The sequence below is a fragment of the bacterium genome, assembly GCA_019912885.1.
Taxonomy (GTDB): Bacteria; Lernaellota; Lernaellaia; order JACKCT01; family JACKCT01; genus JAIOHV01.
Window position 1 is genome coordinate 26748 of record JAIOHV010000126.1, and the last position, 13325, is coordinate 40072.

11 protein-coding genes are annotated in these 13325 nt (G+C 65.3%); 8 read left to right on the forward strand and 3 right to left on the reverse strand.

The window, feature by feature from the left end; all coding sequences use genetic code 11:
- Nucleotides 1-110: 110 nt before the first annotated feature.
- Nucleotides 111-1823 (forward strand): M23 family metallopeptidase, encoded by a 1713-nt coding sequence (locus K8I61_10675; GenBank protein ID MBZ0272492.1) that lies wholly within the window; start codon nucleotides 111-113, stop codon nucleotides 1821-1823.
- 103 nt (nucleotides 1824-1926) lie between these two features.
- On the forward strand, nucleotides 1927-2691 hold the full coding sequence (locus K8I61_10680; GenBank protein ID MBZ0272493.1) for a dienelactone hydrolase family protein: 765 nt from the start codon (nucleotides 1927-1929) through the stop codon (nucleotides 2689-2691).
- 307 nt (nucleotides 2692-2998) lie between these two features.
- Here the strand turns inward: K8I61_10680 and queF are convergent, their stop codons facing one another.
- Entirely contained in the window at nucleotides 2999-3436 is a 438-nt protein-coding gene (queF, locus tag K8I61_10685) for a preQ(1) synthase (protein ID MBZ0272494.1), read from the reverse strand.
- A gap of 137 nt (nucleotides 3437-3573) precedes the next feature.
- Between queF and K8I61_10690 the strand changes: the two genes are divergently transcribed.
- From K8I61_10690 to K8I61_10715, 6 genes are all read left to right on the forward strand, one after another.
- Nucleotides 3574-4263: a TetR/AcrR family transcriptional regulator gene (locus K8I61_10690; GenBank protein ID MBZ0272495.1), complete on the forward strand. Its 690-nt coding sequence runs from the start codon at nucleotides 3574-3576 to the stop codon at nucleotides 4261-4263.
- A complete protein-coding gene (locus tag K8I61_10695; protein MBZ0272496.1) occupies nucleotides 4260-5621 on the forward strand; it encodes a TolC family protein in 1362 nt (453 codons plus the stop codon). Before K8I61_10690 ends, K8I61_10695 begins: the two co-directional genes overlap by 4 nt.
- Nucleotides 5618-6478 carry an efflux RND transporter periplasmic adaptor subunit gene (locus tag K8I61_10700; GenBank protein ID MBZ0272497.1) on the forward strand — a complete coding sequence of 287 codons (861 nt, stop codon included), beginning with the start codon at nucleotides 5618-5620 and terminating at the stop codon, nucleotides 6476-6478. Before K8I61_10695 ends, K8I61_10700 begins: the two co-directional genes overlap by 4 nt.
- Before the next feature lie 136 nt (nucleotides 6479-6614).
- Entirely contained in the window at nucleotides 6615-7478 is an 864-nt protein-coding gene (locus tag K8I61_10705; protein ID MBZ0272498.1) for an ABC transporter ATP-binding protein, read from the forward strand.
- Nucleotides 7475-9868, forward strand: coding sequence for an ABC transporter permease (locus K8I61_10710; GenBank protein ID MBZ0272499.1), 2394 nt, complete (start codon nucleotides 7475-7477; stop codon nucleotides 9866-9868). Before K8I61_10705 ends, K8I61_10710 begins: the two co-directional genes overlap by 4 nt.
- Entirely contained in the window at nucleotides 9865-11013 is a 1149-nt protein-coding gene (locus K8I61_10715) for an ABC transporter permease (GenBank protein MBZ0272500.1), read from the forward strand. The genes K8I61_10710 and K8I61_10715 overlap by 4 nt, the downstream gene beginning before the upstream one ends.
- Nucleotides 11014-11097: 84 nt before the next feature.
- Here the strand turns inward: K8I61_10715 and K8I61_10720 are convergent, their stop codons facing one another.
- Together K8I61_10720 and nrfH are read right to left on the reverse strand one after the other, a co-directional pair.
- On the reverse strand, nucleotides 11098-12555 hold the full coding sequence (locus tag K8I61_10720) for an ammonia-forming cytochrome c nitrite reductase subunit c552 (GenBank protein ID MBZ0272501.1): 1458 nt from the start codon (nucleotides 12553-12555) through the stop codon (nucleotides 11098-11100).
- 290 nt (nucleotides 12556-12845) lie between these two features.
- Nucleotides 12846-13304: a cytochrome c nitrite reductase small subunit gene (gene nrfH, locus K8I61_10725; protein ID MBZ0272502.1), complete on the reverse strand. Its 459-nt coding sequence runs from the start codon at nucleotides 13302-13304 to the stop codon at nucleotides 12846-12848.
- Between the last annotated feature and the right edge of the window lie 21 nt (nucleotides 13305-13325).

Sequence of the window (13325 nt, forward strand, 5' to 3'; positions counted from 1 at the left end):
ACCGTTCACCGTTTTTCGCGGCCTGTCGGCGAGACGGGCGGCGCCTCGCGAGGATCGTGCGTAAGACCATGCTTTTCTTACTGAAATTATACGGGCGGAGCGTCGTTCGCTTGGCGGCTATCCGATGGGTCGGGCCCGCGTTTGCCGCGCTCGTCGCAGCATCGGTTTTCCTGGCCACGGCGGGCGCCGAATCCCCGGATTCGGCGGCGGGCGCGCCGGGCTACTTATGGCCGGTGAAGGCGACGCCGGTCGTGACGGGCGTGTTCTGCGACGCGCGCAACGGGCACCCGCACGGCGGGCTCGATATCTCGCTGTTCGGCAAGGTGGGGACGATCCCGATCGTTTCCGTGGACGAAGGCGTGTTGATGCGCCTTCGCACCTCGCGATACGGTTACGGCAACGCCGTTTACGTCCGCATGCCGGGCAAAAAGGTGGCCGTTTACGCGCATTTGGATCGCTTTTCGCCAAGGCTCGAACGCGTCGCCGCCGAGCTTCGCGAAAAGACCGGGCAATACGACCTGGATTACTACTACGAGCCCTGGGAGATGACAGTGCCGATCGCGCGCGGCGAGACAATCGGCATGGGTGGCAAGTCGGGTACGAGCACGGCGCATCTGCACTTCGAGATCCGCGACGACGATGTGGTGAACCTGAATCCGTTGACGAGCGGATTTGCCGTCAAGGACGACGTCGCGCCGAACATCGGCGGCCTGCTGCTTTCGCCGATCGATGCCGCCTCCGCGATCGACGGCGGGCGGTCGCCAAGGCGCCTTCGCGGCGCGGGCGGCGAACATGTCCGCTTGCGCGGGCGCGTGGGACTTTCCGTTGACGCGGCGGATCGCCACGCGGCGAAGGGTCGCCGTTTTTCGCCGTATCGCATCGAGGTGCGCGTCGACGGCGCGCCGTATTTCGAGACGCGCTTTGACCAATGGGGCTACATCGATCAGCGCATCGAGATGTCTCAATACGACCGCGACGCGAAGGGCGCGCGATACCTGCGTGCGTACAATCCGTGGCCGGTCGAAGTTCCGTTTTACTCCAAACCTGACGCGGGTACGTTCGACGACCTCGCGCCCGGCGATCACGAGGTTGAGATCATCGTTGCCGATCCGGCCGGGAACGCGGACCGCGCCGTGCTTCGCGTGACCGTGGAGGGCGCCGGAAGCGCATCCCGCCCCTGGCCTTACGGCGCGAGTATGTATCGGCTTTTCAACGGCGCGCGCGCGGCGACGCCGGACGGATCATTTGAGATCGCGGGCGGCGAGAAGAGCTTTTTCGCGCCGCTTCTGATCGATATCAACGACGCGGGCTTCGCGCATCCCGCGGCCGAGACCGCGTGCGTGTCGGTGCCGAATCCCGGCGGCCCGGCGAGGCGCCAGGCGTTTGGCGTATCATTCGCGTACGGCGAGGACGCCGAATCCATCGAGCAGCTTGCGGTGTACGCCATCGATGGCGGCAAGGCGGGTTTTCTGGGCGCGGACCGCCCGCCCGTCGGCCGTCGCGTGTCGGGGCAGGCGTTCGACTTTGGCACGTACTGCCTGCTTCGCGACGCGGCGCCACCTGCGGTCGACGGCATTCGCGCGGCGCGCGCGCCGGCCGTGGCTAAGTTTGTCGCGACCGATGACATCGCGGGCCTGGCCAACGACGGGGTGCGCGCGCAAATCGACGGCAAGCCAGCGCTGGTGCGCTATTCCGCGTCGACCGGGCGCGGCGAGGTGTTCGCCATCGGCGCAAGGCCGCGGGGCGAGCGGACGATTTCGATCGCCGCCACTGATCGCGTGGGCAACGTCACGAACCGTCAGGCCGTCCTTGTCATAAAATGACCCCGCTTTGGGCACGGATGTCTTTTTTATTTTCAAAAGGAGGTGTGATGTGGGACGGGACAGCGTTTGGACGCTTTCGGGTTACGCATTCTGGGGCGCGGTCGTGGCGGCGATCCTGCTGGCGCTTGTCGTGGTGACGCCGGCGTTCGCCGAGGTGAAATACGAAACGTTCGAATACAAGGACGGCGCGACGATCCTCGAGGGCTACCTCGCGTGGGATGACGCCATCAAGGGCGAGAGGCCGGGTGTGCTCGTGTTCCACCAGTGGCGCGGGCTTTCCGACTACGAACGCATGCGCGCGCGGCAGCTTGCCGAGATGGGATACGTCGCGTTCGCCGCGGATATCTACGGCAAAGGCGTGCGCCCGGCGACCGTGCAGGAGGCGGGCGCGACGTCCGGCAAATACAAGGAAAGTCCGGAGCTGTTCCGCCGTCGCGCGAATCTGGCGCTCGACGCGCTGCGCAAGCACACGCTGTCGCAGGACAACAACATCGGCGCGATCGGCTACTGCTTCGGCGGCGCGGCGGTGCTGGAACTGGCGCGCTCGGGCGCGGTGTTCAACGCGGGCGTGAGCTTCCACGGATCGTACAAGACGTCGCTACCGGCGAAAAAAGGCGAGATCAAACCCGCGTTGCTCGTTGTCCACGGCGCGGACGATCCGTTCACAAACATGGAGGAGCTCGACTGGCTGATGGACGAGCTAAACGCGGCAAGCGCGGACTGGCAGGCGATCGTCATCTCCGGCGCGCAGCATGCGTTCACCGATCCGGACGCCAAGGGCGACCTGAAAGGCGCGAAATACGACGAACGCGCCGCGCACCGTGCGTGGGAAGCGATGAAGGTGTTTTTTGGCGAGACGCTGAAGTGATTGAAGATTGAAGATTGAAGATTGAAGATTGCGGATGCGCCCGAGCGCGAGCCCGTGCCCGGAACGAATAGTCTGAAAGACTGGAAGGCTGGAAGACTGGAAGATTGGAAGACTGGAAGGCTGGAAGACTGGAAGGCTGGAAGGCTGGAAGACTACTGGAAGGTCATCTCGGCATTGTCATCCTGAGCGAAGCGAAGGATCTCCGTGGCCAACCGCCGAGACCCTTCGCTTCGCTCAGGGAGACAACAACGACGCGCGGCCGTCGTATTGACGCCGGCCGCGTCACTCGATCCTCAATCCTCGATCCTCAATCCTCGTCTTCGATCGCGCCCCGCTCGGCGACGCACGTCACGGCGATACCGCCGCGCGCGTTGTAGTGCCCGGTGACGCGCAGGCTCTTCGGCTTTGCCTGCCGGAACAGCTCTTCGGTGAGCGTCGCGACGATCTCCTCGTTGAAGCCCTTCCGGTCGCGATAGCCCTGCAAATAGAGCTTCAGCGATTTCGTCTCGATGAGGTGCGCGCCGGGGACGTATTCGATCTCGAGCCGGCCGAAGTCCGGCTGCCCGGTGACCGGGCAGATCGTCGTGAACTCGCGGCAATCAAGCCGCACCAGCACCTCGCCCGCGCCCCACGGCACAAGGTCCACGCGCTTTAGCGGCCCGGTGACGGATTTGCCGAGGACTTTCGGTTTGTAGGCGCCGCGAGATGCGGTACGGGTTTTATTCCTTGATCCGGTTTTCGGCATCGATCCCCTCCGATTTTCAGGCAACTTAGCGCAACTGCGAGCCAAGGCGCGAGCGCGAAAATTCCGCTTGACGCGCGCGTGCGGCGGTGGTATCTAAGGAAACGATTGTTGGTTTTATCGTTTCCTTCGGAGAATTCGTGGACACCGCCGTCAACCGCCTGATCGAACTTCTGGGGCCGCATCTGGCCACGGAGCCGGACAAAACGCGCGACCGCATCGTCACCGCCGCGAAGCAGCGTTTCGTCGAACACGGCTTCGCGCGCGAGACGATCGGCCGCCTGTGCCACGACCTGCACGTCTCGAAAAAGACGTTCTACAAGTACTTTGCCGACCGCGACGATCTGGTGCTCGCCATCGTGGCGCGCAACTTCTCGATCATCGCGCCGCGCATCGCCGAGATCACCGCGAGCGACCTGCCCCCGCGCGAACGCATCGACGCCGTGGTCGATTTTCTGCTCGGCACGGTCGCCAAGCACTTTTCCGTCGCGTTCCTGGCCGACTTGCAAACACTGATGCCCGACGTGTGGGAGGCGATTAACTCCTTTCGCCTTTCGCAGGCGCGGCGCGTCATCGGGATGATCGAGGAGGGCCAGCGCGCGGGCGTGTGCCGCGACGACATCGACCCGGAGCGCCTCTCGCGTCTTCTCGCCGTGTTCGTGACGCGCGTGGTCGATCCGCGCACGCTCGCCGAACACGGACTGCGTCTGGAGGATGCGGTCGAGACGATGACCAAGGTTCTGCGTTACGGCATCTACACGCCGGAGCCAAAACGCGCCGTGACACGCAAGAAAACGCCGCCCGCCGCGAAACAGGGGCGCAAGCGATGAAGCCGCGCGTCTTCATCCTCGCGGCGGCGTTCGCGCTGGCCCTTCCCGCCAACGCTTTCGCGCAGAGCTTCACGCTCGATGACGCGATCGCGCACGCGCTCGAGAACAACAAGCGCCTTGCCGCCGCACGAGAGGAAATCGAGGCGGCCGAGGCGCGGCTTTCCGGCGCGTGGGCGCCGATTTATCCGCGCGTCGATATCGAGGCCGGCTACACGCACATCTCCGACGTGCCGACGATCGACATCGAAGGCCTGGACCTGTCCGCCCTGTCCGCGTTTCCCGGCGCTCCGGAAATCCCGCCGTTCGAGGAACACAAGAAGATGGGCGACGAGGACAATTATCGCGCGGAAGTGAAGGCGCGGCAGCTTCTGTTCGGCTCCGGCCAGGCGCTTGCCGGCATGCGCGCGGCCAAGGCGGCGACGCGGGCGGCACGCGAGCAGGTGGCGGCGGACGAAAACGAAATCGCGCGCGACGTGGCGCTCGCGTTCTACAACGTCCTTCTCGCGCGCGAGGTGCTCGTTGCGCGCCAGGAGGCGCTTTCGACGTCCGAGGCGCATCTGGCCGACGTGCGTACGCGGCTGTCGTTCGGCGCGGCGACGCGGCTCGAGCTTTTGCAGTCGGAGTTGGACGCCTCCAATCGCCGCCCCGAGGTGCGCGAGGCGCAAAACGCGCTCGCCATCGCGACGACCGGGTTCAAGTCGTTGATCGGCTACGACCTCGACGCGCCGATCGCGATCGACGGCGACCTCGGCGATCTCGCGCCCGTGCCGGCGTATCCGGAGGCGTTTGCGACGGCCACGTCGCATCGCCCGGAGCTCGCGGCGCTTTCCGCCGGCATCGACGCGCGCGATCACGAGGCCTGGGCGCGCACCGCGGGCATGTTGCCGAAGGTCGTCGCCCTGGGCAGCTACGGCTACCAGAAGCCGTGGTACTTCGAGGAGGACTGGAAAACGGTGTGGACCGTCGGCGTCGGCGTGACGATTCCGGTGTTCGACGGATTCGCCGCGTGGTCCGGACGAAAAGAGGCGCTCGCCGGTATGCGCAAACTCGAAAAAGAGCGCGCCGCCGCGCGCGAGGGCATCGACCTTCAAGTGCGGCGCGCGCTGCTTGACCTGTCCGAGATCGAGCCCCGCGTGCGCGAGACGGCGGAAAATCTCGCGCGCGCGAAAGAGATCCACGAGATCGCCGCCGCCTCGTACAAGCTCGGCGCGATCACAAACCTGGAACTGCTCGACGCGCAGCTTGCGGTGACCGCCGCGGCGACCGCGCGCGCCAAGGCGCTGTTCGATTATCAAACGGCCCGCGTCCGCCTCATCAGCGCGTCGGGCGCGCCGCTCACGAAGGAGGCGACGCCATGAGCCGCGTCATCCGCGTCCTCGCGATTGCCGCGATCCTCACCGCCGCCGCGTATGGCATCTACACGACGCGCGGCGACGAGAAGGACGAGAATCTGTATTCCGGCGTCGTCGAGGCGACCGAAGTCACCGTGTCCGCGGAGGTCGCCGGGCGCATCACGGAGATTGCCGTGGACGAAGGCGCGCGCATCGAGAAGGGCGAGTTCATCGCGCGCATCGACGACGCGATCTTCGCCGCGCAGCTTGCGCAGGCCGAGGCGGCGCGGGGCGCGGCGCGCGCGCAGTACCAGGCCGTCGGCGCGGGACTTTCCGAGATCAACGACGAGATCGAGCGCGGCGAGAATCTCTATAACGCGGGCAGCATGTCCGCGCAAAAGATGGACATGCTCCGGGGCAAGAAAGACCGGCTCGCCGCGCAACGCGACGCCGCGTCGCATCAGATCAAGCAGGCCGACGCGACGGCGCGGCTCGCGCAAGAACAGATCGGCCGCGCAACGATCGTCGCGCCGATTTCCGGCACCGTCGTCGCGCGTTCCATAGAGGCCGGCGAGTCCGCGATGCCCGGCGCGGCGATCGTGACGATTGCGGATATCGAAAATGCGTGGGTGCGCATCTTCGTGCCGGAGACGCGGCTTGGGCACCTGACGCTCGGTCAGACCGTCAAGGTCACCGCGGACTCGTGGACCGACCGCGCGTTCGACGGCACCATCGTCATGATCTCCGATCGCGCCGAGTTCACGCCGAAAAACGTGCAGACGCGCGAGGAACGCACGCGCCTCGTGTACGCCGTGAAGATCGCCGTGCCCAATCCCGACGGCGCGCTCAAGATCGGCATGCCGGTCGACGCGCGCCTGCCGTAGGACCGCGATGATCGGGATCAACAAGGTATTGGAACCGCAACCGTCAGGGAGCGGGTACGAAATCCGGTTGGAACCGCGACCGTCAGGGAGCGGGTACGTCCTTGAGGTCAACGGCGTCCGCAAGGATTTCGGCGACGTGAGGGCCGTCGCGGGCGTGTCGTTCACCGTCGGACCCGGCGAGATCTTCGGTCTCGTCGGCCCGGACGGCGCGGGCAAAACGACGCTGTTACGCGTGGCGATCGGCGTCATGGACGCGGATGAAGGAAGCGTCGCCGTGGACGGCCTCGACGTGGCGGCGGACGCGGAGCGGGTGCGCGAAATCGTCGGGTACATGCCGCAACACTTCGCGCTCTATGGCGATCTTTCGGTCGAGGAGAACCTGCACTTTTTCGCCGACATGCATTTCGTCGGGCGAGCCGAACGCAAGCGCCGCCTCGCGCGCCTCTACGAATTTTCGCGCCTGGAGCGATTCAGAAAGCGCCCCGCGGAAAAGCTCTCCGGCGGCATGCAAAAAAAACTTGCCCTGTCGTGCGGCATGATCCACACGCCCAAGCTCCTTTTGCTCGACGAACCGACGACCGGCGTCGATCCCGTCTCGCGGCGCGAGCTGTGGGACATCCTCTACCGCTTCGCCGACGAGGGCGTGGCGATGGTCGTGTGCACACCGTACATGGACGAAGCCGAACGCTGCCATCGCGTCGCGCTGATGCACGAGGGATCGCTTCTCGCACTCGACGCGCCCGGCGCGATCGTCGACGCGTGGCCTTTCGCCGTCTTCGAGATCACCGGCCGCGATCTTGCGCCCGCGAAGGCGACGCTCGCCGAAAGCCGCGCGGTGCGTGACGTGTATCCATTCGGCGACGCATTGCACGTCGTCACCGCGTCGGACGCCAACTTCGACACCCTGCGCGACGCGCTCGGCCCCGCGTATCGTGCCGAGCGCGTCCGTCCCTCGTTCGAGGACGTTTTCATGACGCGCATCCGCACGGATACGGCATGAGCGACCGTTTCGCGAACCCTCACCCACCCCTGCATTGGAACCGCGACCGTGAGGGAGCGGGTCGCGCATCCTCCGACCCCGCCGGCTCAGCGAATCCGACACACTCAATCCTCAATCCTCAATCCTCAATCCATCCCGAACGCGACATCGCCGTCGAGGCGCGCGGCCTCACCAAGCGCTTTGGGCGCGATTTCGTCGCGGTTGACCGCATCGACTTCACCGTTGACGCCGGCACGATCTACGGCTTCCTCGGCCCGAACGGCGCGGGCAAGACGACGACCATCAAGATGCTGTGCGGCATCCTCGCGCCCACCGGCGGCGCGGGCCATGTCGGCGGATTCGACATCGTTCGCGAGCAGCCGAGGATCAAGGAGATCGTCGGCTACATGTCGCAGCGCTTCGGCCTCTACGGCGATCTGACCGTTGCGCAGAACCTCGATTTCTACGCCGGCATCTACCGCGTCGAGAGCGACACACGGCGCGCGCGCATCCGCGAGGTGCTGGAGCTTTCCGGCCTCGCGGGGCGCGAGAAGCGCCTGACCGGCGAGCTCTCCGGCGGATTCAAGCAGCGCCTCGCGCTCGGCTGCGCGATCCTGCACGAGCCGCGCATCCTGTTTCTGGACGAGCCGACCGCGGGCGTCGATCCCATCAGCCGCCGCCGCTTCTGGGATCTGATCCACGAAATGAAATCGCGCGGCGTGACCGTCTTCGTCACGACGCACTACATGGACGAGGCCGAACACTGCGACGCGCTATCGCTCATCGCGGGCGGGCGCATCATCGCTTCCGGCGCGCCGCGCAAGCTTCGCGAAGAGGCGATCGCCGGCAAGCTATTCGCCGTGCACGCGGGCGATCTCGGCGCCGCGATGAATGCGCTCGCCGCATCGGCGCCGCATGGCGGGCACGGGAGCGTGCAGGTGTTCGGCCGTGAGCTGCACGTCGAGGCGGACAGCGCGGACGACATCCGCGCGCGGCTCGATGGCGCGAACATCGGCGGCGCCGACGTGCGCGAAATCCGCCCGACGCTCGAGGACGCCTTTATCGCGCTCGTCGAGCGCGGCACGAACGGAGGCGAACGTAGCCGCGACGATCAGAGACGCGACGATCAGAGCCGCGACCGTCAGGGAGCGGGCGCGTCCGAAGCAGGCGGGACGCCTGCGCTCCCGGCCGCGGGCACGGGCACGGGCACGGGCACGGGCACGGATCATGACACCACGCACGCGTCCCGCAATCTTCAATCTTCAATCTTCAATCTTCGATCGCGCATCCTCCCCATCGCACTCAAGGAAACGCGGCACATCGTGCGCGACTGGCGCACGCTGACGATGGCGATCGGCGCGCCGATCGTCATGCTGCTGCTGTTCGGCTATGCGATCACCTTCGACATCCGCTACATCCGCCTCGCCGTGTTCGATGGCGATCTTTCGCCCGAATCGCGCGATCTCATCGACAGGTTCACAAGCTCGGATTACTTCCGCCTCGCCGCCGTTGTGGACTCCGACGCGGGCCTCGGCGAGCCGATCGAGGCCGGCACGGCGCAGGTCGCCGTGTCGATCCCGCGCGGGTTCGGCGATTCGATCCGGCGCGGCGATGCGGCGAAGCTCGCCGTCATCCTGGACGGCTCCGAATCGAACACCGGCACCATCGCGGCAGGCTACGTCGAGGGCATCCTGCAGTCGTTCAACCTCGACGCGGCGCGCGCGGCGCTCGCGCGCGCGGGCGTGACGCAAGCCCCGCCGATGCCGCCCGTCGAGGTGGACATGCGCTTCTGGTACAACCCGGAGATGGAGTCCGAAAACTTCATCGTCCCCGGTCTCATCGCCGTCGTGATGATGGTGATGACCGCCCTTCTCACGAGCCTCACGGTCGTGCGCGAACGGGAGCGCGGGAGCCTCGAGCAGCTCATCGCCACACCCGTCCGCACGCACGAGGTCATCATCGGGAAACTGCTGCCCTACTTCGCGATCGGCATGATCGACTCGATCATCATCGCGGTCCTTGGCGTCGCGGTGTTCGATGTGCCGTTTGACGGCAGCATCACGCTTTTTCTCGCGGCGGCGTCGGTGTTCGCGGTCGCGGGCCTTGGCATCGGGCTATTCATCTCCACCGCGGCGAAGAACCAGATCCTCGCGATGCAGGTGGCCATCCTCGCAACGATGCTGCCCGCGTACCTGCTCTCCGGCTTCATGTTCGCCATCAAGAACATGCCCGCGTGGGTGCAGGCGATCACGTATGTCGTGCCCGCGCGCTACTTCATCGTCATGCTGCGCGGCATCATGCTGAAAGACCTGCCGGCGCACGCGCTCTGGCCGCAGTTTGCTTTCCTCGCCGCGCTCGCCGTGCTGATGCTGACCGCGAGCATCCGGCGTTTCCGCAAGAAGGTGGAATGATGGGCCGCGTCTTTCACGTCATGAAAAAGGAATTCATCCAGACCTTCCGCGATCCGCGCATGGTGGTGATGATCTTTCTGGCTCCGCTGCTGCAGTCGTTCATCTTCGGCTACGCCGTGACGACGGACGTGAAGAACATCAACCTCGTCGTGCTCGATCACTCGCGCACGTCCGAATCGCGCCGGCTCGTCCAGGACTTCACCGCCTCCGGCTACTTCACGCACGCGGGCTTGATGGATAGCGAGGACGAACTGCGTTTCGCGCTCGAACGAAACCGGGCCGACGCGGCGATCGTCATTCCCCCCGACTTTCATCGCGCGAAAGCCGGCCGCGCGGAAAAATTGCAGATCGTCCTTGACGCGACGGACTCGAACTTCGCGCAGGTCGCCGCCGGATACACACAGCGCATCCTGGAACGGCGCGCGCGCGACGAGCTGGCCGGAATCGTCGCGCTCGCGTCGGCGCGCGCGGCGGCGCGGGGCGTGCCGCCTCCGTCCGTGCCGCGTGTCGAGGCGGCGACGCGCATCTGGTACAACCCGGAGCTGCGCAGCGTGTATTACATGGTGCCCGGCGTCATCTGCATGATCCTCATGATCATCACCATGATCCTCGCCGGGCTCGCGGTGACGCGCGAGCGCGAGCTTGGCACGATCGAGCAGATCGTCATCAGCCCCATCACCGGGACGCAGTTCATCCTCGGCAAACTGTTGCCGTTCGCGATCCTGGGCTTTTTGGACGTGCTTCTCATCATCGCGCTCGCGACGCTGCATTTCGAAGTGCCGATCCGCGGCAGCCTCGTGTTCCTGTTCGGCGCGTCGGGCGTCTTCCTGTTCACGACGCTCGGCCTCGGCCTGTTTTTTTCGACCATCTCGCAGACGCAGCAGCAGGCGATGTTCGCAAACTTCATTTTCCTCATGCCTGCGATCCTGCTTTCCGGATTCATGTTCCCGATCGAGAATATGCCCGACGCGGTGCAGCTTCTGACTTACGTCAACCCGCTGCGCTACTTCCTCGTCATCATCCGCGGCGTGTTCCTGAAGGGGCTCGGCTTTGACGTCCTCTACCCCGAGGTTGCCAAGCTTGCGCTTCTGGGCGTCGTGATTTTCACGCTGTCGGCGGCAAGGTTTAGACGAATGATGGCGTAGGGTTGCGATTCCATCACGCCCTGGGAGCGCGAGCGTCCCGCGTGCTTTGATCGCGCGCGGGAAGTGCGCTCCTGCAAGGCCGCCCTACTCCTTCGCCGCCACCTGCTGTTGCAATTCGTTTTTCGGGATGACAGGCTGATAGCCCTCTTCGCGCACGGCGATCTGCCCTTGGCGGGCATAGTCGAGCGCCTGCGCGAGGATGCGCGCCGCCTCCGGCGGCGCGTGGAAGCCCATCGAGTTTTCCGCCTCCACGAAATCCAGCAGGAACGTCGATTTGCGTTGCATCGCGAGCGCCGCCGCGAGCCGCTCGTCGGTTGCGCCCGCCGTCTTCGCGTTGACGATGTCGTCGATGAGCGCCATCAGCGCGTCCATCGCCTGGTCGCGTTGATCCAGGATGCGCGCCTGAATCAATTCGGCGCGGTATTTCAGTTCCGTCTCCGGTACCCTGTGGCACGTCTGGCAGGAATTCGAAATGTTCAGCAGCGGGCTGCGCACATGGTGGTCGCTGATCTTCATCGCGCCCTCGCGCTTGTACGGCATGTGGCAATCCGCGCACGAGACGCCCGCGCGCGCGTGGATGCCCTGCGACCACATCTCGAACTCCGGATGCTGCGCTTTCAGCATCAGGCCGCCGGTGTCCGCGTGAACCCAGTCCTTGAAGCCGGTTTCCTCGTAATACGCGAGAATCTGATCGGCCTTCTTGCCCTTGTGCCACGGATAGGTCAGGCGCTTCTCGTCGCCCTTGAAGTAATACTCCACGTGGCATTGCGCGCACACGAACGTGCGCATCTCCTGCCGGGTCGCCATCGCGTTCGGGTCATAGTCGGCGATGCCCTCTTCCGCCCACTTCGCCGTCTTGATTCCCTCCAGGAACCCCGGGCGCGTCACGCGGAGCTGCATCGTTTCCGGATCGTGGCAGTCGATGCACGCGATGGGATGCTCGACGAGCTTTCGCGCCTCGGCGTACGGCATCGGATTGATCTTCGCGAAGCCTGCCATCAGGTCGCCGTCGCCCGCCTTCTTGTACGGAACGTACATCGACGCGTGGCAATGCAGGCACGTGCCCGGCTGTTTGGCGACGATCTGCCGCTCGGTGAACGTCTGGTCCTCCAGCATGTACGCGTGGCCACGCTCCTCGCGGAAGTCCTTGGCGAACGCGTATCCCGCCCACATCCGCGACAGGCGCGGGTCCTCCTCGATCTTCGACTGCGCGACGACCGTGCGCGGGTCGGTCGAGGTCGGCTCGCGCAAAATCGCCTCCGAGCCGCCGAAGCGCGTGCGTTGCATGTCCACGGTCTGCAAATAGTCGTCGTACTGCATCGGAAAGTTCTTGCCCCACAACGCCGGGTCGGTCGTCTCGTCGTCGATATCGACCACGCGGTAGAAGGGATTGCGCTCCTCGACCTTGTGTTCATAGACGGAGACAAGTACGGCGATGGAGATCGCCGTCGCGGCCGCGGCCGCGAAGAACGCCGCGGCCAGGAAGACGGCCACCGAACGGCGCGGCCGCGGTCTTGCGTTGTCGTGACGTTCCGTTTTCATAAGAACTTCCTTTCGCGAGGTTCCTTGCCCTCGCCCGTTCCCGATCCCGAAATTGGTTTTTGGACTAGATGGACGTCATGGACAAAATGGATCCGATGGAAAAACGCGCCTGATCGCGGCTTCGGTATGGACCGCGCACTCCGCTTCGCTTCCTTCGCTTCGTTCAGGACTTGCGGCACGGACGCCGCCCCACCCGACATTCGCAATTCGCCATTCGACACTTGCGATGACCTTCCCAACTGCCAAACTTCCGAACTTCCGAACTTCCCAACTTCCCAACTCTTCCCCACCTAATCCGCGTGGCCCACGTTCGCGTGGCAGCGCACGCACGAAAGTTCGACGCCCGCGCGCGGGCGGTGGTCGATCTGTTCGACGACCGCCTGGTGGCAGTGGCGGCAACTTTGTTCCGTGACGTTGAGATTGCCCGGCTTGATGCGGATCGGCTCCGCGAATTCGCCAGTCGTGAACGCCAGCGAGTGGTGATAGCCGTTCAGCGCCTTCACCGTGTATTTGCCGGCGAGATTGTGCGGCGTGTGGCAATCGTTGCAGGTCGCGACGGCGTGGTGGCTCGACTTCGCCCAAGCGTCGAATTGCGCCCGCATGACGTGGCAGTTCACGCACGCGGCGGGATCGTCAAACATGTACGACGCGCCCTTGGCGTAGACGAACGTGAAACCGCCGACCCCGGCGGCGATGCCGGCGGCGATTCCCACGGCGGCGGACGCAATGATGAGCGCGCGTGCGTACATACCCCGCCCCAACCCCCGGCG